General features: G+C 73.6%; 21 protein-coding genes and 1 pseudogene. 9 read left to right on the forward strand and 13 right to left on the reverse strand.

What is annotated here, in order from left to right:
- Positions 1 to 5: 5 nt before the first annotated feature.
- The 3 genes from ACIQ6R_RS32785 to proP all read left to right on the forward strand — a co-directional run bounded on the left by ACIQ6R_RS32785 (position 6) and on the right by proP (position 5,392).
- Positions 6 to 2,075: an iron ABC transporter permease gene (locus ACIQ6R_RS32785; RefSeq protein WP_404182722.1), complete on the forward strand. Its 2,070-nt coding sequence runs from the start codon at positions 6 to 8 to the stop codon at positions 2,073 to 2,075.
- 277 nt (positions 2,076 to 2,352) lie between these two features.
- The gene (locus ACIQ6R_RS32790; RefSeq protein WP_404225337.1) at positions 2,353 to 3,690 is read left to right on the forward strand and encodes a lipase family protein; all 1,338 of its coding nucleotides are present in this window, start codon (positions 2,353 to 2,355) and stop codon (positions 3,688 to 3,690) included.
- A gap of 214 nt (positions 3,691 to 3,904) precedes the next feature.
- Positions 3,905 to 5,392 carry a glycine betaine/L-proline transporter ProP gene (proP, locus tag ACIQ6R_RS32795; RefSeq protein ID WP_404225339.1) on the forward strand — a complete coding sequence of 496 codons (1,488 nt, stop codon included), beginning with the start codon at positions 3,905 to 3,907 and terminating at the stop codon, positions 5,390 to 5,392.
- On the opposite strand, the gene ACIQ6R_RS32800 is transcribed toward proP, so the two are convergent.
- On the reverse strand, positions 5,356 to 6,297 hold the full coding sequence (locus tag ACIQ6R_RS32800; RefSeq protein ID WP_404182728.1) for a DMT family transporter: 942 nt from the start codon (positions 6,295 to 6,297) through the stop codon (positions 5,356 to 5,358). The two genes, proP and ACIQ6R_RS32800, sit on opposite strands and share 37 nt — an antisense overlap.
- A gap of 215 nt (positions 6,298 to 6,512) precedes the next feature.
- Here ACIQ6R_RS32800 and ACIQ6R_RS32805 point away from each other — a divergent pair, with 215 nt between their 5' ends.
- The gene (locus tag ACIQ6R_RS32805) at positions 6,513 to 7,262 is read left to right on the forward strand and encodes a hypothetical protein (RefSeq protein WP_404182731.1); all 750 of its coding nucleotides are present in this window, start codon (positions 6,513 to 6,515) and stop codon (positions 7,260 to 7,262) included.
- Between the two features lies 1 nt (position 7,263).
- On the opposite strand, the gene ACIQ6R_RS32810 is transcribed toward ACIQ6R_RS32805, so the two are convergent.
- The 4 genes from ACIQ6R_RS32810 to crtI are packed head-to-tail and all read right to left on the reverse strand — an operon-like array spanning position 7,264 to position 11,312.
- Complete coding sequence (locus ACIQ6R_RS32810; RefSeq protein WP_404182734.1) at positions 7,264 to 7,755, reverse strand: MSMEG_6728 family protein; 492 nt, start codon at positions 7,753 to 7,755, stop codon at positions 7,264 to 7,266.
- Between the two features lie 16 nt (positions 7,756 to 7,771).
- Positions 7,772 to 8,794, reverse strand: a complete 1,023-nt coding sequence (locus tag ACIQ6R_RS32815) for a DUF5914 domain-containing protein (RefSeq protein ID WP_404225341.1) — start codon at positions 8,792 to 8,794, stop codon at positions 7,772 to 7,774.
- A complete protein-coding gene (locus tag ACIQ6R_RS32820) occupies positions 8,791 to 9,798 on the reverse strand; it encodes a phytoene/squalene synthase family protein (RefSeq protein WP_404182740.1) in 1,008 nt (335 codons plus the stop codon). The genes ACIQ6R_RS32815 and ACIQ6R_RS32820 overlap by 4 nt, the downstream gene beginning before the upstream one ends.
- Positions 9,795 to 11,312: a phytoene desaturase family protein gene (crtI, locus tag ACIQ6R_RS32825; protein WP_404225343.1), complete on the reverse strand. Its 1,518-nt coding sequence runs from the start codon at positions 11,310 to 11,312 to the stop codon at positions 9,795 to 9,797. Before crtI ends, ACIQ6R_RS32820 begins: the two co-directional genes overlap by 4 nt.
- Before the next feature lie 383 nt (positions 11,313 to 11,695).
- Between crtI and ACIQ6R_RS32830 the strand changes: the two are divergent.
- Positions 11,696 to 12,609, forward strand: a pseudogene (locus ACIQ6R_RS32830) (lycopene cyclase family protein).
- 57 nt (positions 12,610 to 12,666) lie between these two features.
- Here the strand turns inward: ACIQ6R_RS32830 and ACIQ6R_RS32835 are convergent.
- The 3 genes from ACIQ6R_RS32835 to ACIQ6R_RS32845 form a co-directional block, all read right to left on the reverse strand.
- Complete coding sequence (locus tag ACIQ6R_RS32835) at positions 12,667 to 13,548, reverse strand: SDR family oxidoreductase (RefSeq protein WP_404182746.1); 882 nt, start codon at positions 13,546 to 13,548, stop codon at positions 12,667 to 12,669.
- 223 nt (positions 13,549 to 13,771) lie between these two features.
- Positions 13,772 to 15,391, reverse strand: coding sequence for a phytoene desaturase family protein (locus ACIQ6R_RS32840; RefSeq protein WP_404225345.1), 1,620 nt, complete (start codon positions 15,389 to 15,391; stop codon positions 13,772 to 13,774).
- Positions 15,384 to 15,890, reverse strand: coding sequence for an SRPBCC family protein (locus tag ACIQ6R_RS32845; protein WP_404225347.1), 507 nt, complete (start codon positions 15,888 to 15,890; stop codon positions 15,384 to 15,386). Before ACIQ6R_RS32845 ends, ACIQ6R_RS32840 begins: the two co-directional genes overlap by 8 nt.
- Positions 15,891 to 16,501: 611 nt before the next feature.
- On the opposite strand from ACIQ6R_RS32845, the gene ACIQ6R_RS32850 reads away from it, so the two are divergent.
- The gene (locus tag ACIQ6R_RS32850) at positions 16,502 to 17,665 is read left to right on the forward strand and encodes a S1 family peptidase (protein WP_404225349.1); all 1,164 of its coding nucleotides are present in this window, start codon (positions 16,502 to 16,504) and stop codon (positions 17,663 to 17,665) included.
- Between the two features lie 97 nt (positions 17,666 to 17,762).
- On the opposite strand, the gene ACIQ6R_RS32855 is transcribed toward ACIQ6R_RS32850, so the two are convergent.
- On the reverse strand, positions 17,763 to 18,206 hold the full coding sequence (locus ACIQ6R_RS32855) for a hypothetical protein (protein ID WP_404225351.1): 444 nt from the start codon (positions 18,204 to 18,206) through the stop codon (positions 17,763 to 17,765).
- Between the two features lie 870 nt (positions 18,207 to 19,076).
- On the opposite strand from ACIQ6R_RS32855, the gene ACIQ6R_RS32860 reads away from it, so the two are divergent.
- Complete coding sequence (locus ACIQ6R_RS32860) at positions 19,077 to 19,997, forward strand: hypothetical protein (RefSeq protein ID WP_404225353.1); 921 nt, start codon at positions 19,077 to 19,079, stop codon at positions 19,995 to 19,997.
- A gap of 22 nt (positions 19,998 to 20,019) precedes the next feature.
- On the opposite strand, the gene ACIQ6R_RS32865 is transcribed toward ACIQ6R_RS32860, so the two are convergent.
- A complete protein-coding gene (locus ACIQ6R_RS32865) occupies positions 20,020 to 20,631 on the reverse strand; it encodes a CAP domain-containing protein (RefSeq protein ID WP_404225355.1) in 612 nt (203 codons plus the stop codon).
- 181 nt (positions 20,632 to 20,812) lie between these two features.
- Here ACIQ6R_RS32865 and ACIQ6R_RS32870 point away from each other — a divergent pair, with 181 nt between their 5' ends.
- Positions 20,813 to 21,052, forward strand: a complete 240-nt coding sequence (locus ACIQ6R_RS32870) for a hypothetical protein (RefSeq protein WP_404225358.1) — start codon at positions 20,813 to 20,815, stop codon at positions 21,050 to 21,052.
- A 50-nt stretch (positions 21,053 to 21,102) separates the two neighbouring features.
- On the opposite strand, the gene ACIQ6R_RS32875 is transcribed toward ACIQ6R_RS32870, so the two are convergent.
- From ACIQ6R_RS32875 to ACIQ6R_RS32885, 3 genes are all read right to left on the reverse strand, one after another.
- Entirely contained in the window at positions 21,103 to 21,867 is a 765-nt protein-coding gene (locus tag ACIQ6R_RS32875; protein ID WP_404225360.1) for an ABC transporter permease, read from the reverse strand.
- Entirely contained in the window at positions 21,864 to 22,739 is an 876-nt protein-coding gene (locus ACIQ6R_RS32880; protein ID WP_404225363.1) for an ABC transporter ATP-binding protein, read from the reverse strand. The genes ACIQ6R_RS32875 and ACIQ6R_RS32880 overlap by 4 nt, the downstream gene beginning before the upstream one ends.
- A gap of 83 nt (positions 22,740 to 22,822) precedes the next feature.
- Positions 22,823 to 23,866, reverse strand: coding sequence for a polyprenyl synthetase family protein (locus ACIQ6R_RS32885; protein WP_404225366.1), 1,044 nt, complete (start codon positions 23,864 to 23,866; stop codon positions 22,823 to 22,825).
- 695 nt (positions 23,867 to 24,561) lie between these two features.
- Here ACIQ6R_RS32885 and ctaD point away from each other — a divergent pair.
- Positions 24,562 to 26,283 (forward strand): cytochrome c oxidase subunit I, encoded by a 1,722-nt coding sequence (gene ctaD, locus ACIQ6R_RS32890; RefSeq protein ID WP_404225368.1) that lies wholly within the window; start codon positions 24,562 to 24,564, stop codon positions 26,281 to 26,283.
- Positions 26,284 to 26,332 lie beyond the last annotated feature (49 nt).

A 26,332-nucleotide genomic window follows, 5' to 3' on the forward strand; every position in this document is an offset into this window, starting at 1 on the left:
AGGCCATGGCCGTCACCGCAACCAAGCCCGCTGCCCGTCCGTCGACGGCTCCCACGTCCCGGTCGGGTGCGGCCGCGGTGACGGCCGGACTCGTCCTGCTGGTCGCCGTCCTGGCCGTCGTCGACATCACCCAGGGCACCGCGGCCGTGGGACCCGCCGAGGTGCTCAAGGCCCTGACCGGGCAGGCCGATCCGGACGACGCCTCCGTCGTGATCGCGTCCCGGCTGCCCCGGATGGCCGCGGGGCTCCTGGTCGGCGCCGTCCTCGGCACGGCCGGCGCCGTGCTCCAGGCGGTCAGCCGCAATGTGCTGGCATCCCCCGACACCCTGGCCGTGAACGCCGGTTCCTACCTGGCGCTCGGGCTGGTCGGCGCCACCGGCGTCTCGCTGCCGATGATCGCCTCCTCCGGCGTCGCCTTCGCCGGCGGTCTGGCGGCGGCGGCCGTCGTGCTCGGTCTGTCCGGGCTCGGCACGGGCACCGTCCGGCTGGTGCTCGCCGGCACCGCGCTGATGCTGGGCCTGAACTCCATGACGGAGGGACTGCTCCTGCTCTTCCCCGAGCAGACGGACGGCCTCTACCAGTGGAACCAGGGCAGCATCGGCCAGAACGGCTTCGACGGCGTCCTGCAGATGCTGCCGATCGCCCTGATCGGGCTCGTCGGGCTGATGCTGGCGGCCCGTCGGGTGGACGCGCTCGCCCTCGGCGACGATGCCGCGCGTGGACTGGGCGTCCCGGTGCGGGCCACCCGGGTCACGGTCGTCGTCCTGGCGGCGCTGCTGTCGGCCGCCGCGGTCACGCTCGCCGGGCCGATCGGTTTCGTCGGCCTGTGCGCGCCCGCCCTCGTCCGCCCGCTCGCCCGCCGGTTCCGCGGCTTCGCGCGATCCCGTACGACCATGCTCGGGGCGGCGCTCACCGGCGCGGCCCTGGTCCTCGGTTCCGACGTGCTGCTGCGGACCCTCGTCGCGGACGACCTCTCGGTGGCCGTCCCCACGGGTGTCGTCACCAGCCTGGTCGGCGCCGTGTTCCTGGTCGTCATGGCGCTGCGGCTGAAGGACACGGCCGGGGCCGGCGCGCCCGACCGGTTGCGCATCCCGAGCCGGACGGTGTTCCTGGCCACCGTGGCGGTTCTGGCCGCCGTCCTGGTCGGTCTCGTGATCGCCGCCGTGCTGGTCGGCGACAGCAAGCTGCTGCTCGGTGACGTCGTCAACTGGGCGCAGGGGCGGGCCGGACGGACCGTCTCCTTCGTCCTGGACACGCGGGTGCCCCGGGTGCTCGCCGCGCTCTGCGCGGGTGCGGCGCTCGCGCTGGCCGGCACGCTGGTGCAGGCGGTGACCCGCAACCCGCTCGCGGAACCCAGCGTCCTGGGCGTCTCCGGCGGAGGCGCGCTGGGCGCCGTGGTCCTGGTGACCACCGCGCCGGTCGCGGGGACGTGGGGAGTCGCCGGTGCCGCCTTCGCGGGGTCCGCCGTCACCGCGGTCCTCGTCTTCGGGCTCGCCGCCCGGGGCGGCTTCCAGCAGAACCGGCTGGTCCTCGTCGGTATCGGTGTCGCCGCGGCGACGACCGCGCTGATCAGCCTGCTGATCGTGCTCACCGACCCGTTCAACGCGACGAAGGCGCTGACCTGGCTGTCCGGTTCCACCTACGGGCGGACCATGCCGGACATCGTGCCGGTCGCGCTGGCCCTGGTCGTCGGCATCGGTGTGGCGGTCGCCCGGCGCACCGAGCTGGACCTGATCTCGCTGGACGAGGACACGCCCCGGCTGCTGGGCCTTCCGCTGGGCCCGGGACGCCTCGGGTTCCTCGTGCTCAGCGTCGTACTCAGCTCGACGGCCGTGGCCTGCGCGGGCACCATCGGGTTCGTCGGACTCGTGGCCCCGCACGCCGCCCGCGCCCTCGTGGGCCGGCGGCACGTACGGGTCGTGCCCGTCGCGCTTCTCCTCGGCGCCACGCTCGTCTGCGCGGCCGACCTCATCGGGCGCACGGTGATCGCCCCGGCACAGCTCGGTGCGGGGCTCATGACGGCGGTCATCGGTACGCCGTACTTCATGTATCTCCTGGTGCGCAGCCGCCGGTAGGCGCCCCTGCCCGCGCCCCGGCCGACCGCCGCCCGGCCCGCTGCCCCGACGGGGCGGCGGGCCCTTTCCGTGCCCACCGACGAGTCGGGCACGGCCTGGTTCGCGGCGTGACCGTTGTTGGACAACCCGTCAAGTTACTGAACCGTAATAAGCAGGGTGCTACCCGGGGTAACTCCTGGCCGGTTACGGTCCCGTCACCCCCCAGGAGCAGCGCGACCACGGCCTGACCCCACCGGGCCGCGGACGACCGGTTCCGGCCCTTCCCCAGGAGTTCGCCATGCCCCCACGCCCACGCACGCTCGCCGCGGCCGTCACGGTCGCGCTCGCCCTCGGTGCCCAGGCCGTACCGGCCGCCGCCGCCGGCGGGGCGGCCGCCGACGCGGCCACGGAGGTGTCCCGCGGCGTCGAGATACCCGCCTTCTACACCCCGCCGTCCACGCTGCCCGACGCCGACGGCGCGCTGGTCCGCAGCGAACCGCTGCGCCTCGCGCTGAGTCTGCCCAGCCTCGACGGCCCCCTTCCGGGGCGGGCGACCCGGCTGATGTACAAGTCCACCGACGCGAACGGCGAACCGGTCGCCGTGACCGGCGCCTACATCGAGCCGGCCGCGAAGTGGCGCGGCGACGGACCCCGCCCCCTGGTCGCCGTGGCGCCCGGCACCATGGGCCAGGGTGACCAGTGCGCCGCCTCGATGGCTCTGGAGCACCCGCTGCTGCTCAACGGCGAGACGGTGTCGGTGGGTTACGAGGACCTGTCGATCTACCGGCTGCTGCTGCGCGGCGTCGCGGTCGTCGTCACCGACTACGTCGGCCTCGGCACCACCGACCGGCTGCACACCTACGTCAACCGCGTCGACGGAGCCCACGCCGTGCTGGACGCCGTACGCGCCGCGCGCTCCCTCGAATCGGCGTCGGTCACCCCCGAGTCCAGGGTCGGCCTCTTCGGGTACAGCCAGGGCGGCGGGGCGACGGCCGCCGCGGCCGAACTCCAGCCGTCCTACGCCCCGGACGTCGAACTGGCGGGCACCTACGCCGGCGCTCCGCCCGCCGACCTGACCGAGGTGACCGAGGCCATCGACGGCGGAGACCTGGCGGGCGCGCTGGGCTGGTCGCTCAACGGCTTCCTGCAGAGCGAGCCGGCCCTGCGGCCCATCGCCGACCGGTACATCAACGCGGCGGGCGAGGAGGCGCTCAAGGACCTGTCGACCATGTGCGTCGGCGACGCGCTCTTCGGCTACGGCGGCGACAGCAGCACCGACTGGACGGAGACCGGGCAGTCGATCGGCGACATCATCCGGGCGGAGCCGACGCTGCGGGCTTTCCTGGCCGAACAGCGCATCGGCTCGCTCGAGCCCGACAGCCCGGTGCGCGTGGCCACGGGCGTCAGCGACGACCTGGTCCCCCACGCGCAGTCCCGCCGACTGGCCGTCGACTGGTGCCGCAAGGGCGCGAAGGTCACCTACGACGCGGTCCGGCTGCCCGGTGTCGGCAGCGGCCTGCTCAACCACTTCGCCCCGCTCCTCGCCGACCAGGGCAAGGCCATCTCCTGGCTCACCGACCGGCTCTCGGGGAAGCCCGCCGGCTCCAACTGCTGGAGCATGCCCGTACAGCCCTGAGCCGTACCGGACACAGACGCGAGGCCCCCGGCGGACGTCCGCCGGGGGCTCCTGTGTGTGCCCCGGGGTGAACCCGGGCGGCAGCCCCGGCATGCGCCGAACGATCATCGCGGCGCAGAATTCGCTCAGGCGAAGTGTGGTGAAGCAACAGAAAGGCGGCAGCGTGACGAACGCGAAGCCTGACCGCGGTTCCGGGCCCCTGGGCCGGGTGAGGATGCCGAGTACGGTCGCGAACATGCCGCGGCAGGTGCGCGAGGAGCTGACCCGCCGGCTCCGCCGGAACAAGCGCGCCTTCCGCGAGGACGACGTCCAGGTGGTCGAGGGACCGCTGCTCAAGCGCGCGGTCGGGGCCTCGGCGCTCGGCAACTGCATGGAGTGGTTCGACTTCGGGGTCTACAGCTACCTGGCCGCCACCATCGGCAAGGTGTTCTTCCCCGGCGCCTCCCCGACCGCCCAGGTCATCTCCTCCTTCGCCACCTTCGCCGCGGCCTTCGTCGTGCGCCCGCTCGGCGGCCTCGTGTTCGGCCCGCTCGGCGACCGTGTCGGCCGGCAGAAGGTGCTCGCCACCACCATGATCCTGATGGCGATCGGCACCTTCTCCATCGGTCTCATCCCGAGCTACGCCAGCATCGGCATCGCCGCGCCGATCCTGCTGCTGCTCGCCCGCATGCTCCAGGGCTTCTCCACCGGCGGCGAGTACGGCGGCGCCACCACCTTCGTCGCCGAGTACTCACCCGACCGGCGGCGCGGCTTCCTCGCCAGCTGGCTCGACTTCGGCACCTTCGTCGGCTACGCGCTCGGCTCGGCGCTGGTCACCGCGCTGAACCTGATGCTCAGCGACGGCCAGATGCTCGACTGGGGGTGGCGCGTCCCGTTCCTGATCGCCGGTCCGCTGGGTCTCATCGGCCTGTACATGCGGCTCAAGCTGGAGGAGTCCCCCGCCTTCCAGCAACAGCTCGACGAGCACGAGAAGAGCCTCGCCCAGGAGTCGGCGGGCAGCGAGTTCAAGACCATCGTCCGGAGGCACTGGCGGCCGCTGCTGATCTGCATGGGCCTGGTGCTGCTCTACAACGTCACCAACTACATGGTCACCGGCTACCTGCCCACGTACCAGACGGAGACCCTGGGCCGCTCCAGCGGCTTCGCCGACGTGCTGGTGCTGATCGGCATGGTATGGATCGTGCTGCTGATCACCTTCCTCGGCCGGCTCAGTGACCACGTCGGCCGCCGCCCGCTGTACGCCGTCGGCGCCATCGCGATGATCGTCCTCGCCGTGCCCGCCTTCCTGCTGCTGAAGGCGGACGGCACCTGGGCGCCGGTCGCCGGGGTGCTGCTCCTCGCCACCCTGCTGGCCTGCTTCGCCGCGCCGAGCGCCGCCACGCTGCCGGCGCTGTTCCCCACCGCCGTGCGCTACGCGGCGATGGGCATCGGCTTCAACTTCGCCGTGGCGGCCTTCGGCGGCACCACGCCGCTGCTCACCGAGGCGCTGGTGAGCGTCACCGGCAACGACCTGATGCCCGCCTACTACCTGATGGTGGCCGGTGTCATCGGCCTGGTGACCGTGAGGTTCCTGCCGGAGAGTGCCCAGGTGCCGCTCAGCGGTTCGCAGCCCATGGTCGGCTCCCGGCAGGAGCGGCGGGAGTTCATCAGCACCTCGAAGGACCTCTACAGCTTCTCCAAGGAGCGCTCCGAGGTCCGCTGACGCGTCCCCGGCACGCGGCCCGGGCGCGTGAACCTCGGCGACGCGGCGCCCGACCCCACGGCGACCCCGGCGCAGACCAGGGCGCTGCCCACGGCTTGCGCGGCGCCGTAGGAGCCCGTGCCGACGAGCGGTGCCGTGCAGGCGGCGGCGACGGGGATCAGGCCGGAGAACAGCGTGGCGCGCTCCGCCCCGATCCGCTGCATGCCCATGTACCAGCACACGAACCCGACGACGGTGACCACCGCCGCCTGCCACAGCAGCGCGCCGGTCTCGACCGCGTCCGGCCGCCGCAGCCATCCGCCCCCGTCGGCCAGGACACCCACCGCCGCCGACTCGACGGCCGCCACACCGCACACCACGGTGGACAGCAGCCGAGGGCCCAGGGGCCGCAGTACGGGCACCGCGAGGACGGCGAAACCGACCTCGCCGACCAGGGCGCACACGGAGAAGGCGATGCCCGCGCCGTCCGTGCGCCCCCACCCCTGGACCGTGAACGCGCCCACGGCCACGAACAAGGCCCCGTAGAGCACCACGCGTTGCGGCCGGCGCCCGTCCAGGAGGGGGACGAGGACGGCGACCACCACGGGCGCGCAGCCCACGAAGACGCCGGGGACCGCCGGTTCCGCCGTGCGCTCCGCGGCGAGGACGGCCAGGTTGAAGCCGACCATGCCGACGGCGGCGAGCAGTGCGAGGCGCAGCCAGCGGCCCGCTCCCAGCGTGCGCAGCCGGGTCGTCGCGCCGGGGCCGGCGAACGGGACGAGCAGCAGGAAGGCCAGGGCGTAGCGCAGGAACTGGCCGCCGGCGTACGGGTAGTCGCCGAGCAGGCTGTTGGCGGTGAAGGACCCTCCGACGAGGACACAGGCGAGCGCGGCGAGCAGGGCTCCGCGCGTGGTGGTGGCGTTCATGCCCACGACGCTAGAAAGCGCGGCGGCCCGTGACGGGGTCCACTTCAGGGGCGCCATCGGGGACCAATCGGCGGCCACCGCGCGCACCCGAGCATCACGGCTTCCGCATCACGTGCTTGTCGCGGGAATCCGGGGTAGTCGGAACGTCCCGGTGCCAACACGTCGGGAAAGCAAGTGATTTGACGGTCATGAACAGATATGGGAAGGGACTTCCAGTGCGTACCTTCAAAGTGGCGACCGCTGTGGCGACCGCGAGCGTCTCGGTCGCCTTACTGGCCGGCTGCGGCGGCGATTCCGGTGACGAGAGCAAGCCGTTCGAGGGGCAGAGCGCCGACGACATCGCCGCGAAGGCGGTCGAGGCCACGCGGCAGGCCAAGTCCATGCATGTCAAGGGCGACAACCGGCTGGAGGACGGCAGTACCGTCACCATCGACGTCTCGGTCGACCAGGAGAAGAACTGCCAGGGCACCCTCGGCACCGGCGAGGCCAAGGCGGACGTGCGGCACACCGACGCGGCCCTCTACCTGCGCGGCGACGAGCAGTACTGGCAGGACGCCCTGAAGCAGCAGCCCGACGCGGCGCGGAAGATGGCGCCGAAGCTGCGGGGCAAGTGGGTGAAGATGCCGGCGAACGACGCCGCGACCGCCGGTGTCTGCGACAAGCAGGGCCTCATCGCCGCCATGGACGAGGACAAGTCCGAGCGCCAGGGCATGAAGCGCGGCGACACGACAGAGGTGGGCGGCGAGGAGGCCCTGAAGCTCACGAAGAAGGGCTCGGCCGGGGAGACCCTCGCCCTGTACGTCGCCACGGAGGGCGAGCCGTACATCCTGAAGACCACGACCGAGGGCGGCAAGAACCCGGGCAGCGTCACCTTCAGTGACTACAACAAGCCGGTGAGCCCCGAGCAGCCTCCTGCCGACCAGACCGTCGACATGGAGGAACTGGCCGGCGAGCAGCAGACCTGACCTACGGGGTGCCGCTCCCCGCCTCCCCGCGCTCCCGGTCCGAGGCCGGCCACACATAGGGCAGGTCGTCCGGGATTCCGGGGAACAGCTCGGCGTAGACCTCCGGCTCCTTGCGCACCAGCGCCGACCGATGGCTGCGATGGAAGGCGTCGTCCCCCAGCCAGGGCGGCAGTTCCCCGGCGCGCGCCAGTTCCGGCTGGTCCCGCACCGGTTCGTGCGGGCGGCTCACGGCGAGCCCGGCGACGAGCGAGGCGGCGCAGCTGTCCTGGTGGCCCTGCTCGCGCCAGACCCGGCAGACCTCCAGGCCGTACCGGACGAGCGCCTCCTCGTAGCCCGTCCACATCCGCACCGCCGGATGCCGGCGCCAGCCGTAGCCGGGCACGGTCAGGCCGCGCAGCACCTGGAGCGCCTCGACGCGCTGTTTGCCCAGCCGGCGGCGGTCCAGGGCCAGCGCCGACTCCCGGAAGCCGGGGTGGGGGAGGAAGGTCTGCATGCCGGTCCTGCTCCGTTCAGCCGGGGAACTGGCCGCGCTCGCGCAGGTGTCTGCGGCGTTCGGCGTAGGCGAGGTCGTCGCGCCACAGGCGGCCCGCGGCGGCGCGCATCAGCGGGCGCAGGGCCGGTGCCAGGCGCCTGGCCACGGGGAAACCCGGCCGGTCCGAGGCGGCCAGCACCGCCTCGACGACCGCGGTGCGCGGACGGCCGCCCTCGTCGGGGCCGAGCGGCGTGGCATGGCTCTCCACGACGGACCCGGTGCCCTCGCCGTCGGTGATGCGCATGACGACGGTGCGGGGCTCCGGCGCGGTGAACTCGGCCCGTACGGGCACGACGAGCCGGCCGGCGAGCCGGAAGGACACGTCCACGACGAAGCGGTCGTCGTCCTCACCGGCGTCGGGGGGCTCGACCGGCGTCTCGACGACGGTGAGGTCCACGAAGGAGTACGGGTGGAACCAGGCGCCGTGCCACGGGTCGAGCCGGTTGGCGACGACGTCCTCCGGTTCGCAGACCCCGACCCCGCGCCATACGGACGTCAGGGCCGACGTCAGCGGTGGCCTGGCGGGTACGACGGGCGCGGGCGTCGGCGTCTCCTTCCCCACCGCGTCCAGCCGCACCCACACCAGTACGCCGTCGTCGTGCACCGGCAGCGGCTGCCAGCCGGCGAACGCCGCGCCGTCCAGGGCGAGTCCGTGCCAGTGGCACACGAGCGTGCCGCACCGCACCGGGCTGTCGGCCAGCGGGGCGCCGAGGTGGGGGCACACGCCGGGTCCGCCCACCAGGCGCCCGTGCGCGTCACGCCAGACGACGACCTCGACGCCGGCGACCGTGCCGGACAGCGGACGGGTGGCCCGTACCTCCGTACTCGCGCCGAGGACGTACCAGTTGCCCGAGGGGCGTGCCCGGGCCCGCTCGAGCGCTTCGGCGATGAGGGCGGGGCGTGCCTCGCGCCAGGTCGGCCGCTGGTTCTGCCAGGGGACGGGGCGGCGGCGCAGCCGCAGGGGATACCGGCCGCGGCGGGGGCTGGGGTCGGGCCTCATCCGGTCTCCTTCACCGAGCAGACGTCGTTCCGGCACGGCACCGGCGGCGTCCCTCCGGCGCCCCCGCCCCGCGCCCTCAGCCGGGCGGACAGCACTCGTACGAGCCCGTCGGCGGCCACGGCCGCGCGCCGGCGGCGGCGCACCACCGCGCGCCGGTGCAGTACCGCGTACCCGCTGTCCGCGATGGCGTCGAGGATGCCGCGGTAGAGGACATAGGCGGTACGGATGCAGGGGCGCGCGACCGGGTCCAGCATCGCCAGCCCGGGTGCGGCCTCGCGGTAGACGGCGCGGGTGAGATCCTCGGCGGCCCGCAGCGCGGCGGTGATGCGGGGATCGTGGCGGCCCGTGCGCCTGCTCCACAGCAGCAGGTCCCGCTGGACGCCGTGCGCGGCCAGCAGGTCCGCCGGGAGGTAGATCCGTCCCCGGTCCAGGTCCTCGCCCACGTCCCGCAGGAAGTTGGTCAGCTGGAAGGCGACGCCCAGCGCGGCGGCGTGCGGCGCGGCCCGGGCGCGGGCGGTCACGGTGCCGAGCACGGGGAGCATCTGCAGGCCGATGACGGCGGCCGAGCCGTGCATGTAGGCGCGCAGGTCGTCGTAGGTGGCGTAGTCGGTGACCGTGAGGTCGCTGCGCATGGAGGCCATGAAGTCGGTGAAGTGCGCCGGGTCGATGGCGTACCGCTCGGCGGTGTCGGCGAGGGCGACCACCACGGGTTCACCGGCCGGCCGGTCCCCGGTCAGCGCCTGCCGCAACTGCCCGTCGAGCCGGGAGAGGGTCGCCGCGCGTTCGGCGGTCGTCGCCTCGGCCCCCATGTCGTCGACGATGTCGTCCGCCCACCGCGCGAATCCGTACAGGGCGTGCACGGCCGGCCTGCGGTCGGCGGGCAGGAGGCGGGTCGCCAGGAAGTAGGTGCGTCCGTGCCGGGCGTTGAGGAGCCGGCACCGCGTGTAGGCCGCGCGCAGGGCCGGGTCGGTGATGCCCGCGGCGTCCAGTTCACGTCGGGTCATCGGCGCCCGCCCGCCGTCGCCGCACGCCGTGCCGGCGTGCCGGTGATCCGGGCGGCGGCCAGCTTCCCCGAGATCAGCACCGTCGGCACGCCCACCCCCGGGGTGGTCCCGCAGCCCGCGAGGACCGCGTTGTCCGTGCCGCGCACCAGATTGCGGGGGCGGAAGGGGCCCGTCTGGGCGAAGGTGTGGGCGACGGAGAACGGCGTGCCCGCGGCGTGCCCCTGGGCGGTCCAGTCGGCGGGTGTCACCAGGCATTCCTCCTCGATGGCGGCGGCGATGCCGGTCAGCCCCCGGTGTTCCAGGGTGGTGAGCAGACGGTCGCGGTAACGCGGCGCCAGGTCGGTCCAGGCCCGGGCGTCCGGCCCGATGTCGGTGTTGGGGCAGGGCGCGAGGACGTAGTGGAGATGGCGTCCCTCGGGAGCCAGGGTGGGGTCCCCGGCGGTGGGCCGGGTGATCAGCAGCGACGGGTCGGTCATCAGGGTGCCGGTCCGGGTCAGTTCGTCGAAGGTCCGGCGCCACGCGGCGCCGAAGGAGAGCGTGTGATGGGCGAGGTGCGGCCAGGTACGGGTGGTGCCGGCGTGCAGGACGACGGCGGAGGGCGCGTGCCGCAGCCCGACCGGACGGCGCGGGCGGCGGCCCAGCAGCCGGTGGACGACGGGCAGGTCGGGGGTGAGGACGACGGCGTCGCAGGGGATGCGCTCGTGGGCGGTGACGACGGCGGTGACCCGGTCGCCCGACCGTTCCAGACGAGTGACGTCCTGTCCGAACCGCAGGTCGGCGCCGGCGTCGGCGGCGGCGTCCGCCATGGCGCGGGGCAGGGCGTGCATGCCGCCGCGAGGGAAGTACACGCCGGCCACGGTGTCCATGTAGGCGATGACGGCGTAGGCGGCCAGCGCGCGGGCCGGTGCGACACCGGCGTACAGGGCCTGGAAGGAGAAGACCCGCTTCAGCCGTTCGTCCGTCAGGAAGCGTCCGATGCGCGCGTCCAGCCGGCCGAAGCCGCCGAGGGCGGCGAGTCTGGCCAGGTCGGGCGTGAGCATGCCGAGCGGGGAGTCGAAGTTGGCGTCGATGAACCGGCGCATCTGCACCGCGTACAACTGCCGGAGCCAGACGCGCAGCCGCCGGTACCCGGCCGCCTCCCGCGCCCCGGCGAACCGCTCCACCTCCGCCTCCATGGCGGCGGCGTCGGTGTGGACGTCCAGGGTGCCGCCGTCGGCGAAGCAGGCCCGGTAGGCGGGGTGCAGGGGAAGGAGTTCGACGCGGTCGGCAAGCCGGTCTCCGACGGCGGCGAACGCCTCGTCGGCCAGATGGGGCATCGTCAGTACGGTCGGGCCGGTGTCGAGGCGGTAGCCGCCGGTCTCACGCCGTCCGGCACGGCCGCCGGGCAGCGGGTCGCGTTCCACGACCGTCACCCGCCGCCCGGAGCCCAGCAGGTGCAGGGCGGCCGACAGCCCTGCGAGCCCCGCACCGACGACCACGACGTGGTCGGTGCGACCGGTCACCGTCCGCGTCATCGCGGGCCCTCCGCCGCGTGCGGCAGCTCCCGCGGCTCTTCCCGGCCGTCGTCGGCGGTGCTGGGGCGCATCCCGGGTCCTCTCGTCGTCGGTTGCGGCGCCGGTCCGTGTCGGATACGTCGGCCGCTGCGGCTACTTCGGCCGGACGGCGCGCGGTGGATGCACCGTCCGGCACCGGCCGCGGTGGGGTGACTCGGCCTCATGCCTTCCCCCTTCACTTCCGGCATGACGCCGCCCGGGCCCGTTCCCGCCCGGCAGTCACCCGCACGGCGGGCAGCCACCGCGGACCGACCAGCGCGCCGTGCGTCCACGGGCGGCACGGGGACGGAGTACTCCGCCGGAACCGAGCCGTCGCACCCTCGTACAGGCGGAAGGAGGCGGCCGTGGACGAGGCGGACATCGTCGTCGTCGGTGCCGGGGCGGCAGGTCTCTCCCTGGCGCACCGGTTCCCGGCCCACTCACCGCACGGCACGGCGCCCTCCGTCGTGCTGATCGATCCGCCGCCCGGTCCGCCGCGGGCACCGCGGCGGACCTGGTGCTTCTGGGAGTCGGCCCCGGCCACTTCGACCCGGCGACGACGGCGTCGTGGGAGTGGCTGCGGGTGCGGAGCCGGGACGGGACGATGGTCCTGCGGCACATCGCGCCGGCCCGCTACGAGATGATCCGCTCGGACGACTTCGAGGCGATGGTGGACCGTGGCCTGAAGGAACGGGCCGGGCTCCGGCGCCTGGAGGCCACCGTCGGCACGATGACCGGCCTGCCGGACGGGACCGCCTGGGTGCCGGCCACGGACGCCGCCGGGGCCGGCGTCGGCCTGCCGGGCGGGGCGACGCGCGCGTCCACCGGCTACACGTTCGCCGCCGTGCGGCGGCAGTCCGCCGCCGTCGCCCGCGCCGTGCGCGCGGGCCGCCGCCCGGTGCCACCGCCCCCGCACCCGGTGCGGGCCCGGCTGATGGACGCGGTGCTGCCGCGCGCGCTGGACACCGGCCGGGTGGACGGCCCCGGCCTCTTCTTCCGGCTGTTCGACCGCGTACCCGCCGGGCGGCTGCCGCGCTTCCTCGACGGACGGTCCCGGCTGTACGAGGACCTCGCGGTCGGGGTGCGCACCCCCGCCCTGCCGATGCTGCGCACGGCGGCCGGACTGCCGTGGCTGCCGCGCCGCCCCGTCTCCGTCCGTGGAGCAGGGCCCGTCCGTGAGCCCCCTGTCCTTCAGGAGCCCCGATGCCGCCCGAAAGGGCACACCACCGGCCGGCCCGGAGGACGGCAGCGCGTAGGCCCGGAGGGTGGCAGCGCGTAGGCCCGGAAGACGGCAGCACGGAGGCCCGGAAGACGGCAGCGCGTAGGCCCTACGGCGCTACGCCCCCGTTTCCTCCGCCGCGCGGTCGGCCAGCCCGCCCGCGCCGAGCGGGCCGGTGGGGCCCATGGCGCCCTCGGCCTCCAGCCGTGGCAGTTCACGGCGGGACAGCCGCAGCACCAGTGGCGGCAGGGTCGTGCGCCCCACCTGTGCCAGGCGCAGCCAGCCGGGCACGTACACCGCGGTGCGGCGGCGCTCCACGGCGCGCACCAGGCGGTCGGCGGCGTAGTCCGCCGGGAAGGTGCGGCGGGCCGGAGCCGGCATGTGTGCCCGCAACTCGCGCAGGACCGCGTGCCGGTCGGCGTCACGGATCATGTCGGTGTCCAGCCAGTTGAGGTAGGCGATGCCCACGGCGACCCCGTGGTGGGCCACCTCGGCGCGCAGTGAGTGGATGAAGGCCTCCACGCCCGCCTTGGAGGCGCAGTAGGCGCTCATCATGGGGGCGGCGCCGAGCGAGGCCAGCGAGGCGACCTGCAAGTGGTATCCGGCGGTGCGGAGCAGGTCGGGCAGGAAGGCGCGGGCCGTGTGGGCGCTGCCGGTCAGGTTCACGTCGACGACGCGGCGCCACTCGGCCGGGTCCGACGTGGCGAACGGGCCGCCTTCCGCGATGCCCGCGTTCGCCACCACGACCGACGGCGGCCCCAGGCGCCTACGGACCTCGCCGGCCGCGTCGTCCAGCGCGGCGGGGTCGGTCACGTCGGCCTCGACTGCGAACGCCTCGGTCGGCAGGTCTGCCGCCACGGCGTCCAGCAGCGCCTTCTCGTGGCCGAGCAGCGCCAGCCGGGCGCCTCGGCGGGCGCACGCGCGGGCCAGGGCGGCGCCCAGCCCGCGCGCGGCGCCGGTCACCACGACGGTGCGGTTCTGGAGGGGGCTGTCTGTCACCGGTCGGCCCTTTCTCGAAGAACACCTGGACGGTCGATCGCGGCCGGTGGCAAGTGGCCGGTCGCACGCGGCCGTCGCACACTGCCGGTCACACACGGCGGTCCCGCGCGGCCGGTCACATGCGGCCGTCCCGCGCGGCCGGTCACACGCGGCCGTCCCGCGCGGCCGGTCACACGCGGCCGTCGCAGACAGCCGGTCGCACGCGGCCGTCGCGTGCAGCCAGTCATCGCTTGTCGCCGGTGCGGTCGCGGCGGGTGAGGGTGCGCTGCACCCGTGTGAGTCCGGCGAACCGGTGCTGACGCAGCGCGGCGCGCGCGGCGTTGGCGCCCGGTGCGCCGTGCACCCCGCCTCCCGGGTGGGCGCCCGCGGAGGCGAGGAAGAGGCCGGTCACCGGGGTCTCCGGCCGCCCGGTGCCGGGCACGGGCCGGAAGACGAGCTGCTGGTGCATGGCCGTGGTGCCGCCGTTGATGGCGCCGCCCTCCAGGTTGGCGTTCATGGCCTGGAGCGTCGGCGGGGCCAGTACGCGCCGGGCCCGGATCAGTGACCGGAAGCCGGGCGCGAACCGTTCCACCTGGCGCTCGACGCGGTCGGCCATCAACTCCTGCTCCCTGGTGTCCCAGCTCCCGGTGATGCCCTCGTCGCCCGCGTCGGCCCCGATGTCGTGGGGGACGTGGGTGTACGCCCAGGCGGACTCCGTGCCGCGCGGTGAGCGGGTCGGGTCCGTGGTCGTCATCTGGCCGAACAGCGCGAAGGGACGGTCGGGGACCTGCCGCATGGCGATCTGGGCGGCGAACCGGGTCAGCTCGTCGAGACCGTCGGCCAGGTGCACGGTCCCGGCCCGGGCCGCGTCCTCGCACCGCCAGGGCACGGGACCGTCCAGCGCCCAGTCCACCTTGAAGGTGGCGAAGTCCCACTGGAAGCGCCGCAGATCGGCGAGAACCTGGTCCGGCAGGTCCTCGGGGGCGACGAGGTCGCCGTAGAGGGCGGGCACGGACACGTCCGCGAGGACGGCGCGCCGGGCGGCGACGGTCTCCCCGCCGGCCGTGCGGACGCCCACCGCGCGCCGGTCACGTACCAGGACGTGCTCGACGCGCTGCCCGCAGCGCAGGGTGCCGCCGCGGGCCCGCAACCGGTGGACCAGGGCCGCGGTGAGGGCGCCGGAGCCGCCGACCGGCACCGGAAAGCCGTAGGTCTGTCCGAGCATGGACATCAGCCAGCCGAACCCGCCGCTCCCGGCGGCCTCCGGCGCGAGGTCGGCGTGCAGGGCGTTGCCGGCCAGGATCAGCTTGCCGCCCTCACCGCGGAACTCCTCCTCGCCCATGCGCCGCACCGGCAGTACAAGGGTGCGCGCCAGCCGCAGTCCGCCCCCGCCGCGCAGCCGCAGGGCCAGCCGGGCGCCGGCCCGTACCGGGGGGAAGGGGGTGAAGAGGGCGTCCAAGATGTCGGCCCGGTACCGGTCCCAGACGTCGTGCAGGCGGTCCCAGGCGGCGCCGTCCCCGGGCGCGAAGGCGTCGAGGGAGGCGGCGGTGGTGCCGACGTCGCGGTCGAGGACGGCGCACGTGCCGTCGGTCAGGGGGTGGGCCAGCACATGAGGGGCGTGCGCCCAGCGCAGCCCGTGGTCCTCCAACCGCAGTCCGGCGAGGACCGGGGAAGCGGCGGCGAGCGGGTAGAAGGAGCTGAACAGGTCGTTGACGAAGCCGGGGGCGACCTCGCTGTCGTGGCGCACCGCCCCGCCCGGCTCGGGCTGCTCCTCCAGAACCTCCACGCTCCAGCCGGCGTCCGCCAGCAGGTTCGCCGCCACCAGCCCGTTGGGACCGGCCCCGATCACGACGGCGTCAGGCACGGTCGGCTCCGGGTCCGAAGTCCACGGATCCGGTCGACTGCGCCGGGTTCGGCCGGCACAGTTCACCGGCCTCGGACTCGCACAGCTTGGCGAGCCGGGCGAGCATCGCACGGTGCCGCACCTGGATCAGCGCCTCGACACCCACGTTGTGCAGCAGGCCGCCGGGGCCGCGCAGCGGGTGTTCGTCCACGATCACCAGGCACTGCTCGCCCCAGGGGCGCAGCTCGATGGCGATCCGGGCCGTGCCGAGCCGGCCCGCCTTGGCCTCCAGCTCCAGTTCGGAGCCCGCCACGCAGCGCCGGACCACCGACTCGTTGTTCAGCCGCACCGGCCCGAGCCGCACCTCGTAGGCGATCGTCGCGCCGACCTGCGGCCACTGCCCGGCCTTGGGGGTGACCTCCGACGGGCCCACCACCCACTCCACGTACTGGTCGCCGTCCGCGAGCACGTCCCACACCGCCGCCGGGCTCGCCTGGATCAACCGATGCCGAACCGCCACGCGTGCCTCCCACATCCAGAAGCCGTCACTGCAAGGACGCAGCACTGAGTGCCCCGTCCGGGACCGGCCAACCGGGGCAGACGAGGCATCGCCCCGCGACGGCACGACCGGAACCCTTCACCTCACCGTCGCCGGAACGTCCCGGTCGGCTCTTCCACCCCTCTGCTCCTTCGCCTCTCTGCTCCTCCGCGCCTCCGCTCATCCGCCCCTCCGCGCCGTCTCCCGGCCCGAAGTCACCTCGTCCCCGTCGGCGGGCACCGAGGAGTACCCGCGCACGCCGGGCAGCGCCGACCTGCCGCTCGGCGCGCCGGTGTTCTAGCGGACCGCGCGAAAGGGGTTCCCGGCCGAACCCGCGCGGCGGGACGCTCGCGTTCGGGCGGGCGGGCGGGCGGGCGGGCGGGCGGGCGGAGCAGCCGAACACGCGGTGGGCCACGAACCCGGCGGGCCTGCCCGGGTGATCCCTCGCCGGCGGGCGGACTCCCCGGAAAGCCCCTGCATTGGCATGGACCTGACGTCGAACCCTGACTAAGCTCGAAACCAACCCGATGAGAGCGCTCTCAGACCGCGGTTGTTCCACCCCCACCTTGCTGGAACGACGAAGGGCAACTCCCGTGAGACGCAGCAGACTCAGGCACCTCGGCCTGGCCACCCTCCTCGTGCTCGGCAGCCTCACCGCGGTCGGCACGCTGCCGGCCTCGGCGGCCGACTCCCCCTCCGACTCCGCCAAGGACCCGGCCGCTTCCGCGGGCCTTCTGGACGCCATGCAGCGGGACTTCGGTCTCACCCGGACCGAGGCCGAGGACCGGCTCGCGGCCGAACGCCGCGCCACCGACCTCGCACCCACGGCACGCAGGGCCGCCGGGGACGCCTTCGGCGGCTCCTGGTTCGACGCCGACCGCGGGCAACTGACCGTGGCCGTCACCTCGGAGGCGTCGCCCGCGACGCTCCGGGCCGTCCGCGCCACCGGTGCGCACGTCCGCACCGTCGAGCACAGCGCACGGCGGCTCGACGCCGCCAAGACGCGCATCGACCGCCTGGACGCCCCCGCCGGCGTCAGCAGCTGGCACGTCGACCCGGCCGCCAACGCGGTGGTCGTCGACGTGGTCGCGGGCGAACGGACTGACAACGATGTCCAGCGCTTCGTCACCCGAGCCCGCGAGGCCGGGCCGGTCACGGTGCGCACGGTGTCGTCGGCCCCGCAGACCTTCGCGGCGGGCACGGTCGGCGGCGACCCCTACTACACCGGCAACGTCCGCTGCTCCATCGGCTTCTCGGTGCACGGCGGGTTCGTCACCGCCGGGCACTGCGGCGGCGTGGGAGGCGCGGTCCGCGGCTGGGACGGCTCGCACATCGGAACGTTCCAGGGCTCGTCCTTCCCGGGCAACGACTACGCGTGGGTCAGCGTGGGCAGCGGCTGGTGGACGGTGCCGGTGGTCCTCGGCTGGGGCACGGTCTCCGACCAGCTGGTGCGCGGCTCGAACGAGGCTCCCGTGGGCGCGTCGATCTGCCGTTCCGGCTCCACCACGCACTGGCACTGCGGCAGGGTGCTGGCCAAGAACGAGACGGTCAACTACAGCCAGGGCGCGGTGCACCAGATGACCAAGACCAGCGTGTGCGCCGAGGGCGGCGACTCGGGTGGCTCCTTCATCAGCGGTGACCAGGCGCAGGGCGTCACCTCGGGCGGCTGGGGCAACTGCTCCAGCGGCGGGGAGACCTGGTTCCAGCCCGTCAACGAGATCCTGAACCGCTACGGGCTGACCCTGCACACGGCCTGACCCGGGGGCGGCGGGGAGGACTTCGCCGGGTGACCGGCGGGGTCCTCCTCCCCCAGCCGTCGGCCGGGACTCCGCCCCGTCCGTCGGCCGCGCGCGGTCAGATCACGCCCGGTCCGGCGTCCGGCTCCGGCGCGTCGGGTCCGGTCCCCGTGGTCAGTCGGCGGTAGGCGGCCCGGGCATGGACCAGGCGGGCCAGTGCCGTGCCGACGAGGGCCGCGACGAGCAGACAGCCCAGCCAGACAGCGTCCCGCCGGCCGGCCCAGGTAAGGGTGCCGGCCGGCGGGAGGGCGAAGCCGTTGAGGGACAGCCAGCACAGGACGGCGATTCCGGGGGCGGCCGTGAACCGGGCGCGGAGCCCAAGCAGGGCCGCCAACAGGGAGAGAACGGCCAGAGCGAGTCCGGGGCGGCCGTACCCCACCGTGCCGTTGATGAGCGCCACCAGGGCGAGGGCGCCGCCGAAGGCCCCCGCCCACACGAGCGGAGCCGCGACCGGCCGGGGGACGGGTCTGGCACCGCCGCCCAGGGGAACCCACTCGATCACGCAACGGCTCCTTCCGGTCCCGGACGGCTCCGACCACGCCGCCGGACACCGACCCTGCGGGCAGATTGTCCCACCGGGGTGCCCGGTGGCGTACCGGCCGGGGGGGTGGTGGCCGGGCTCACCGGGCACCGCCGCGACCGTTCCCACGTGCCCCGGCCTCGAAGCCCTGCGCACCCGCGATGACCGGCTGCAGGGCGACCGGGTACAGCGCGAGGAAGGGCGGGACGGGGCTCCCCCGCAACGTCCTCCGGCCCCCGAGAAGCCCCCCGGGCGCGGCGTCACTCCACGGTCGCACGCCGGACCGGGGCCGGGCCGTCGAGGGCGGCACCCACAAGTTCCGGGTGTCGACGCCCGTCATCGGCCGTCGACACCCATCCCCGGCCCGGGTCGCGCGTCACCCCGCGGCCGAGGAGGTCACGCACCGCGGGGGTGCGCCGCGACCGGTTCGGGGATCCCGGCCGCGGCACACCCCGCCGCCCCGGTGCGGGAGGAATGCGCACCGGGGCATGACCTGCGGCTTCCCCGGGTCGGCGCCACGACACTGCGCCAGGCGAGTGATGTGGTGACGGCCGGTCAACCGGCGCGGCGCCCCAACCCTTTCGGCTGACAGCCACCACCCGGCGGGCATGGCCTGCCACCATTCGATCGGCCGGTTCTCCATGATCGTGAGCGTATCCCCGACCCCTTATCCGGAAGGTGCGTGTTGCCATGGGATCCCCCGCGCCCCGCGTATCCGGCGTGGAATTGCCGCCGGTCTTCTGTCCTTTCGAGTCCGCCATTCACCCCCGCGTCCGGCAGGTCGAGAAACGAGCGGTTCAGTGGATCGGCGACAGCGGCATGTGTGCCACTGAACGGGAACGGGCCTGGGCCGTGGCGACGCACAGCGCCGACTTCTTCGCCCGGTTCGCCCCGGTCGCGGACGACGACCGTCTGCTGGCGGCGGCCCTGTGGGTGTACTGGGGTTTCGCGTTCGACGACGCCCGTTGCGACAGCGGACCGCTCAGCAGCCGGCCCGCGCAGTTCAACGCGCTGGCCGGCCAGGTGCAGCGGGCCTGCGAGACGGATTCGGCCGCGGGCACGGACCGGTTCGTCGGTGCCCTCCAGGACATCATGCGCCGTTTCCGCGGCTTCGCCCCGCCCACGCAGGTGGCCCGGTTCGTGCACGCCCACCGTGCCTGGCTGTCCGGCGTGGCCTGGCAGATCGGCAACCAGGCGGCCGGCCGCATGCCGGACCTGGACGACTTCCTGGCGATGCGGCTGCTGTCGTCGGGCGGCGAGCCGACCTTCGCCCTGCTGGAACTGGCGACGGGTGTCGAGGTCCCCGACCGTGAACTGCATCGGCCGGCCGTCCGCGCGCTGACCGAGATGGCCATCCTCGTGGCCGCCCTGGACAACGACCGGCACTCGTTGCACAAGGAGTTGGCGGGCGGTCAGGCCGACCAGAACCTCTACACGGTGCTGATGCAGGAGCGTGCCTGCTCGCTCCAGGACGCGGTGACGGCCGGCACCGGGCTGCGGGACCGGGTCCTGCTGCGGTTCGTGCGGCTCCACGACCGGGTCCGGCCGACGGCGAGCGGCGAACTCACCGGCTATCTCCAGGGGCTGCGGTACGGCATCCGCGGCAACAACGAGTGGGGGCTGCGGGTGCCGCGCTACCTGAGCGGCGGGCACTGGCCGGACGAGATGGACGACACGCTGCTGTCCTGGGCCGACGAGCCGTCCGACGTCCGTCCGGGGCCGGTGGAAGGCGCCCCGTCCGTCGCCTGGTGGTGGGACCCGGACCTCGCCTGACGTCTCGGCACGTGCGGGCGCCTCACCGGCCCGAGGCCAGGTCGAGGGTCCACCAGGGGCCGCCGGAGCCCTTCGCCCTGCCGACGCCCGCGTGGGTGTAGCGGCAGGTGAGGAGGATCTCGCGATGCGGGGCGCTGCGCATCCACGCGGTGACCGCGGCCTCCGCGGTGTCGGACCCGGCGGTGACGTTCTCGCCGGCGGAGCCGACCCGGTAGCCGGCGGCCCGCATCCGGTCGGCGGGGCTGCTGCCATCGGCCCCGGTGTGGGTCAGCCGATGGCTGCGCGCCATCTCGGCACTGTGTTTCCGGGCGGCCCTGCCGAGCGCCGCGTGCGGCCGCACGGGAGAGCAGCCGGCCTTCTTCCGCTGCCGGTTGACGGCGGCGACCATGCGGTCGTCCACCGCGCCGGGGCGGCCCGCCTGCGGGCGGGACCCCTCGGAGGCGGCCGGGCCGGACGCCGCCGGCCCGGGCGCGGGCTGCCATCGGCCCGGCTCGGGCACCGGCCACAGGGGCGCCCGGTAGGGGGCGGGCGGGGTCGGTGCGGGGGGCGGCCCGGCCCAGGCGGGCACCGCGGCGGCGTGCAGGGCGGTGAGGGCCGCACAGAGGACGAGCGCCGTGCGCCGCATCCCGGTCATATAGATTTCACCTTTCTTTTCCGACTACTTCTTCAGTGACGTTCATCGCGTTTTCTGTTGGTGTATCCACCACCTCATTCGGGGGAATTCAGCCTTTCACTGACGGCGCAGAGAAGCCGTATTGGCTAGGCTTGCAATTGTCCACTCCACCCCTTTCTGTGAATCATTTCGGAGGGTTTTCATGTCGTTTTCGCTGCGCCGCGCCACCGTGGTGTCCTTGGCCGCTCTGGCCCTGACGATGGGCGGGGCCGTGTCGGCCGCCAGTGCCGCTCCGGTGTCGGCTCCGGCCGTCGCCTCGCCCGGCCCCGGCGGTGGCGGCGGGTTCAACGGCGGCCATGAGCCGCCGATGCACTTCGGCCCGTTCGAGATCCCGAAGTTCGGCAGTGTCTCCGGCGGCTTCTCCTGGGGTCTGGCGCGCTAGCCGGACCGGACAGCAGGAGCACGCGGATGAGGGCCGTCGGTGGACGGCCCTCATCGTCGTTTGAGCGTCGCCGCGCTGGCCACGAGCACCACGACCACGCATACGAGGATCAGCGCCGCGTCCCGGACGAACAGCCCGGTCACGCCGTCGTGCGTGGCCGCCTCGCCCGCGGCCTGCACCGCGTACGTCATCGGCATCGCCCGGGCCACCGCCGCCAGCGCGCCGTGCATCTCCTCGCGGGGCACGAACAGCCCGCACACCAGGAACTGGGGCAGGACTCCGGCCGGCAGGAACTGCACCGCCTGGAACTCGTTGCGGGCGAAGGCGCTGACCAACAGGCCGAGGGCCAGGCCCAGTAGGGCACCGAGCATGGCGATGACCATCAGCAGATAGGCGGGGCCCTTGATGTCCAGGCCCAGCGGCCCCACCGCGAGCAGCGTGGACAGCACCGCCTGGAGGAGCGCCAGGAACGCGAACGCGAGGCTGTAGCCGAGGACGATGTCCAGCCGCCGTACCGGCATGGTGAGCAGCCGCTCCGCGGTGCCGGAGGTGCGTTCCCTGAGCGTCGACACGGAGGCCACCAGGTACATCACGATGACCGGGAAGATGCCGAAGACCTGGGGCCCGACCCGTTCGAAGGTCTCCTCCGAGTCATGGAACATCAGCTTGAGCAGCACCATGAGCATGCAGGGGATGCCCAGCAGCAGGGCGGTGCTGCCGCGGTCCCGGGAGATCTGCTGCAGCACCCGTACCGCGGTCGCGGAGGTGATGCCGGGTGAGAACGGCAGCCGATCGGTCAGGTGGGTGGCAGTCATGTGAGGGTGTCCGCAGCGAAGAAGGTGCGTTCGGCGTCGGGCGCGCCGGGCTGGTCGAGCAGGTGGGGCGAGAGGCCGTCGACGGCGTCGTGCCGCCGGGCCCGCGCCTCGGCCGCCGCGGCGGCCCTGACGAGGTGCAGGAACGCCTCCTCCACCTCGTCGCAGCCGGTGTGGTTCAGCAGGCTCTCCCGGTCGGCGCTGGCCAGGAGCCGGCCCGAGCGCATCAGCAGCAGCCGGTCGCAGCGGTCGGCCTCGTCCATGACGTGGCTGGAGACCAGGAGGGTGGTGCCCTCCTCGGCGAGCCGCTGGAAGACCAGCCACAGCTCCCGGCGCACCATCGGGTCGAGGCCGACCGTCGGTTCGTCCATCACGAGCAGGTCGGGGCGGTTCAGCAGGGCCACGGCCAGGGAGACCCGCGAGTACTGACCGCCCGACAGCCGGGCGACCGGCTGGTCCGCGTACGCCACGAGGTCCACCTCCTTCACGACGCGGACCACGGCGTCCTCCCGGTGCCAGCCCCGCATGCCGAGGGCGGCGGCGAAGTACCGCAAATTCTCCAGGACCGTCAGGTCCGCGTACACGGAGGGTGCCTGGGTGACGTAGCCGACGCGGGTGCGCAACGGCCAGGAACCTGCCGCGTGGCCGAGCACCTGCACGTGGCCGGCGCCGGGCCGCTGGACGCCGACCACGCAGCGCAGCAGGGTGGTCTTGCCGCAGCCGCTCGGGCCCAGCAGGCCGACGATGCGGCCGCGGGGGATGGTGAAACTGACGTTGCGCAGCACCGGTTGGGTCCCCCGGGCCACCTGCAGCCCGTAAGCGGCCACGGCCGGAAGGTCACCCGGAGGCGTTGCGCTGTGCTCGGTGTGCTGCACGGCTCCACTGTGTTTCGTCGGATCGGGGCCTCGGCGGTCAGCCTCGGCGCGGCCACGCGGGGTGGCGGGGGGGGTGGTCCGGGTCAGGCTTCGCGGTGGGTCATCGCCCACGCGATGTCGTGCAGTTGGCGGTAGGCGTCGGCGGTCGGCCGGGCCAGTGAAAGGGACCGCAGCGCGGCCGCCATCTGGCGGCGGGCCTCCTCCTCGGCCGCCTGCCGTCCGCCGGCCCGCTCCACGAGGTGACGCGCCAGGTCGATGTCGTCCTCGTCCAGTGGGCGCGGTGCGCGGTACAACTCGCGCAACCGCTCGGCCTCCGCGCCCGGAGCCGCGAGAGCCACCGCCACCGGCAGCGACTTCTTGCGTGCGGCGAGGTCCGCGCCGACCGGCTTGCCGCTGCGCGCGGTGCGGCCCCAGATGCCGAGGATGTCGTCCGCGCACTGGAACGCCACTCCGAGTCGCCGGCCGAACTCCCGCAGGCCGCCGACCCGGGCGTCGTCCGCGCCGGCCAGTACGCCGCCCAGCGCGCAGGCGCAGCCGATCAGGGCGCCCGTCTTGCCCGCGGCCATGTCCAGGTAGTCCGCGACCGACACCTCGTGGGCCTTCTCGAACGCGACGTCGTTGCTCTGCCCCTCCACCAGTTCCAGGAGGGCGCCCACGAGTTCCCGCACGGCCGCCCCGGCCCGCCTCGACGGCGCCTCGGCCAGTGCGCGCAACGCCGCGACCAGCAGCGCGTCTCCGGTGAGTACGGCCGCCGGGGTCCCGAACAACGACCAGGCGGCGGGCCGGTGGCGGCGCAGCGCGTCACCGTCGATGACGTCGTCGTGCAGCAGGGTGAAGTCGTGCACCAGCTCGACCGCGACGGCGCCGGGCACCGCGGCCGACGGGTTCCCTCCGACGGCCACCGCCGACAGCAGGGTGAGTGCCGGACGCACCGCCTTGCCACCGCCGGACTCGGCCGCGCGAGGTGCGCCGTCGGCCTCGCACCAGCCCCGGTGGTACCGGGCCACCAGGCTCTCCGCGGCGGGCAGCGCCTCGACCGCGGCCAGCAGGGCGGGCGAGAGCACGTCGTCGACCCAGTCCAGACGCGGAAAGGCACCTACCGGGGCCGAGTCGGTGATCTGCGACACGTACTGCTCCTCACGTTGGCAGGGCACGTTGACGGAAAGCGGAAACCGACGGCGCTCGCACCACGTCGCCTCGGCCGCACCGCCAGTCAATCGGCTGTCGCACCGCGCAGAGAGTCCGCGGCGCACCGCCCGGCGAAAGATCACCGGAGCAGCCCAGCTCTATGACCATGCACCCAGCCGACAATCAGTCGACCGCCCGCCACGGCTCCCGCCGACCGCCCTACGCGGACGGCCGTCCGCCCCGCCGCGAGAGCGACGGGGCGGACGGTTGCGGACGGTCCGTCAGCACGGTGTGACCGCCATCAACTTCTCGAAGGAAGCCATGCAGTCCGGGCAGTGACGTGCCCGTTCACCGTCGGATGCCTCGATACGTTCACGGAGTCGCTGTCCGCACAGGGTGGCCGCGGCCTGTTTGGCCATCACGTGCCACACCAACGCTCCGCCCGCCTTCTCCGGGCCCACGCACATTTCGTACATGATCGGCCTCCCAGCCTGGACGCCGCTGACACTCTCCAGGAGACACCGGATCGGACGTCAGCAGTACTGTGCGGGGGCCATTCGGGTGACGGCCGCCTCGTCGCTCCGAGGTGACGACGCACCCGGACGGATAGAAACGATCAGCCAATCGGCCCTACATGAGTGGTCGCGTGACGTGGCGTCGACGCAGGCCGCCGGGGGTCGGCTGCTCTGGTCGGATGGCGACACAGACCGAACCGATCGCGCCGGTCCCGGCGGCGGAACACCGCGCCAGGGGCCGGGTGGTGGTCTCCTGGCTGACCACGACCGATCACAAGCGGATCGGCCATCTCTACCTCATCACGTCGTTCGCGTTCTTCCTGATCGCCGGGGTACTGGCGATGCTGATCCGGATGGAGTTGGCCCGGCCGGGTCTGCAGCTGCTCTCCAACGAGCAGTACAACCAGGCGTTCACGATGCACGGCACGATCATGCTGCTGCTGTTCGCCACCCCGACCTTCGCCGGATTCGCCAACGCCGTCATGCCGTTGCAGATCGGTGCCCCGGACGTGGCCTTCCCTCGGCTGAACATGCTGGCGTACTGGCTGTTCCTCTTCGGCGGTCTGATCGTGCTCGGCGGCTTCCTCACCCCGCAGGGCGCCGCGGACTTCGGCTGGACCGCGTACACACCGCTCAGTGGACCGATCCGGTCCCCGTACCTCGGCGGCGACCTCTGGATCATGGGGCTGGCGCTGTCCGGGTTCGGCACCATCCTGGGGTCGGTCAACTTCATCACCACGATCATCTGCATGCGCGCGCCCGGCCTGACGATCTTCCGTATGCCGATCTTCGTCTGGAACGTGCTGCTGACCTCGGTCCTGGTGCTGTTGGCGTTCCCGGTGCTGGCGGCGGCGCTGCTGGTGCTGGAGGCGGACCGGCACTTCGGCGCGCACGTGTTCGACGCCGAGACCGGCGGGGCGATCCTGTGGCAGCACCTGTTCTGGTTCTTCGGCCATCCCGAGGTGTACATCCTCGCGCTGCCGTTCTTCGGGGTGATCACCGAGATCATCCCGGTCTTCGCCCGTAAGCCGATCTTCGGTTACATGGGCCTGGTGGGTGCCACCATCGCCATCGCCGGGCTGTCGGCCACCGTCTGGGCGCACCACATGTTCGCCACCGGTGCCGTGCTGCTGCCGTTCTTCTCCTTCCTGACGTATCTCATCGCCGTCCCCACCGGGGTGAAGTTCTTCAACTGGATCGGCACGATGTGGAAGGGGTCCCTGTCCTTCGAGCCGCCGATGCTGTGGGCGGCCGGCTTCCTGGTGACGTTTCTCTTCGGGGGCCTGACCGGAGTGATCCTCGGCTCACCGCCGCTGGACTGGCACGTCACCGACTCGTACTTCGTCGTGGCGCACTTCCACTACGTCCTGTTCGGCACGATCGTGTTCGCGATGTTCGGCGGATTCAGCTTCTGGTGGCCGAAGATGACGGGCCGCATGCTCGACCACCGTTTGGAGAAGGTGCACTTCTGGACGCTGTTCGCCGGCTTCCACACCACGTTCCTGGTGCAGCACTGGCTCGGCGTCGAGGGCATGCCGCGCCGGTACGCCGACTATCTGGCCGTCGACGGATTCACGGCCCTCAACACCCTCTCCTCCATCGGCGCGTTCCTGCTGGGCCTGTCCACGCTGCCGTTCCTGTACAACGTGTGGAGGACCGCCAAGTACGGCCGGCGGATCGAGGTCGACGACCCCTGGGGCTACGGGCGCTCACTGGAGTGGGCCACGTCCTGCCCCCCGCCCCGCCACAACTTCCGCGCACTGCCGCGCGTGCGCTCCGAGTCGCCGGCCTTCGACCTGCATCATCCCGGCCTCGCCCGGCTCGACCAGGCGGAGCGGACCGGTCGGCGCGACGCGGTGGAGCCGGGCGAGGGCCACAAGGGCGACGACCGTACGTCCTGACGCGCGCCAGGGAACCCGGCAGGCCCACGGTGACGCGCTCGGCGCGCCG

Origin of the sequence: Streptomyces sp. NPDC096048, assembly GCF_044763415.1 — a bacterium.
Lineage (GTDB): Bacteria > Actinomycetota > Actinomycetes > Streptomycetales > Streptomycetaceae > Streptomyces.

Excerpts from the sequence above, each read along its gene's own strand:
- proP (WP_404225339.1), top strand. The coding sequence starts at position 3,905 with ATGCCGAGTACGGTCGCGAACATGCCGCGGCAGGTGCGCGAGGAGCTG.
- ACIQ6R_RS32810 (WP_404182734.1), bottom strand. The coding sequence starts at position 7,755 with ATGCAGACCTTCCTCCCCCACCCCGGCTTCCGGGAGTCGGCGCTGGCC.
- crtI (WP_404225343.1), bottom strand. The coding sequence starts at position 11,312 with ATGACGCGGACGGTGACCGGTCGCACCGACCACGTCGTGGTCGTCGGT.
- ctaD (WP_404225368.1), top strand. The coding sequence starts at position 24,562 with ATGGCGACACAGACCGAACCGATCGCGCCGGTCCCGGCGGCGGAACAC.
- ACIQ6R_RS32870 (WP_404225358.1), top strand. The coding sequence starts at position 20,813 with ATGTCGTTTTCGCTGCGCCGCGCCACCGTGGTGTCCTTGGCCGCTCTG.
- ACIQ6R_RS32790 (WP_404225337.1), top strand. The coding sequence starts at position 2,353 with ATGCCCCCACGCCCACGCACGCTCGCCGCGGCCGTCACGGTCGCGCTC.
- ACIQ6R_RS32875 (WP_404225360.1), bottom strand. The coding sequence starts at position 21,867 with ATGACTGCCACCCACCTGACCGATCGGCTGCCGTTCTCACCCGGCATC.
- ACIQ6R_RS32815 (WP_404225341.1), bottom strand. The coding sequence starts at position 8,794 with ATGAGGCCCGACCCCAGCCCCCGCCGCGGCCGGTATCCCCTGCGGCTG.
- ACIQ6R_RS32820 (WP_404182740.1), bottom strand. The coding sequence starts at position 9,798 with ATGACCCGACGTGAACTGGACGCCGCGGGCATCACCGACCCGGCCCTG.
- ACIQ6R_RS32800 (WP_404182728.1), bottom strand. The coding sequence starts at position 6,297 with ATGAACGCCACCACCACGCGCGGAGCCCTGCTCGCCGCGCTCGCCTGT.
- ACIQ6R_RS32785 (WP_404182722.1), top strand. The coding sequence starts at position 6 with ATGGCCGTCACCGCAACCAAGCCCGCTGCCCGTCCGTCGACGGCTCCC.
- ACIQ6R_RS32865 (WP_404225355.1), bottom strand. The coding sequence starts at position 20,631 with ATGACCGGGATGCGGCGCACGGCGCTCGTCCTCTGTGCGGCCCTCACC.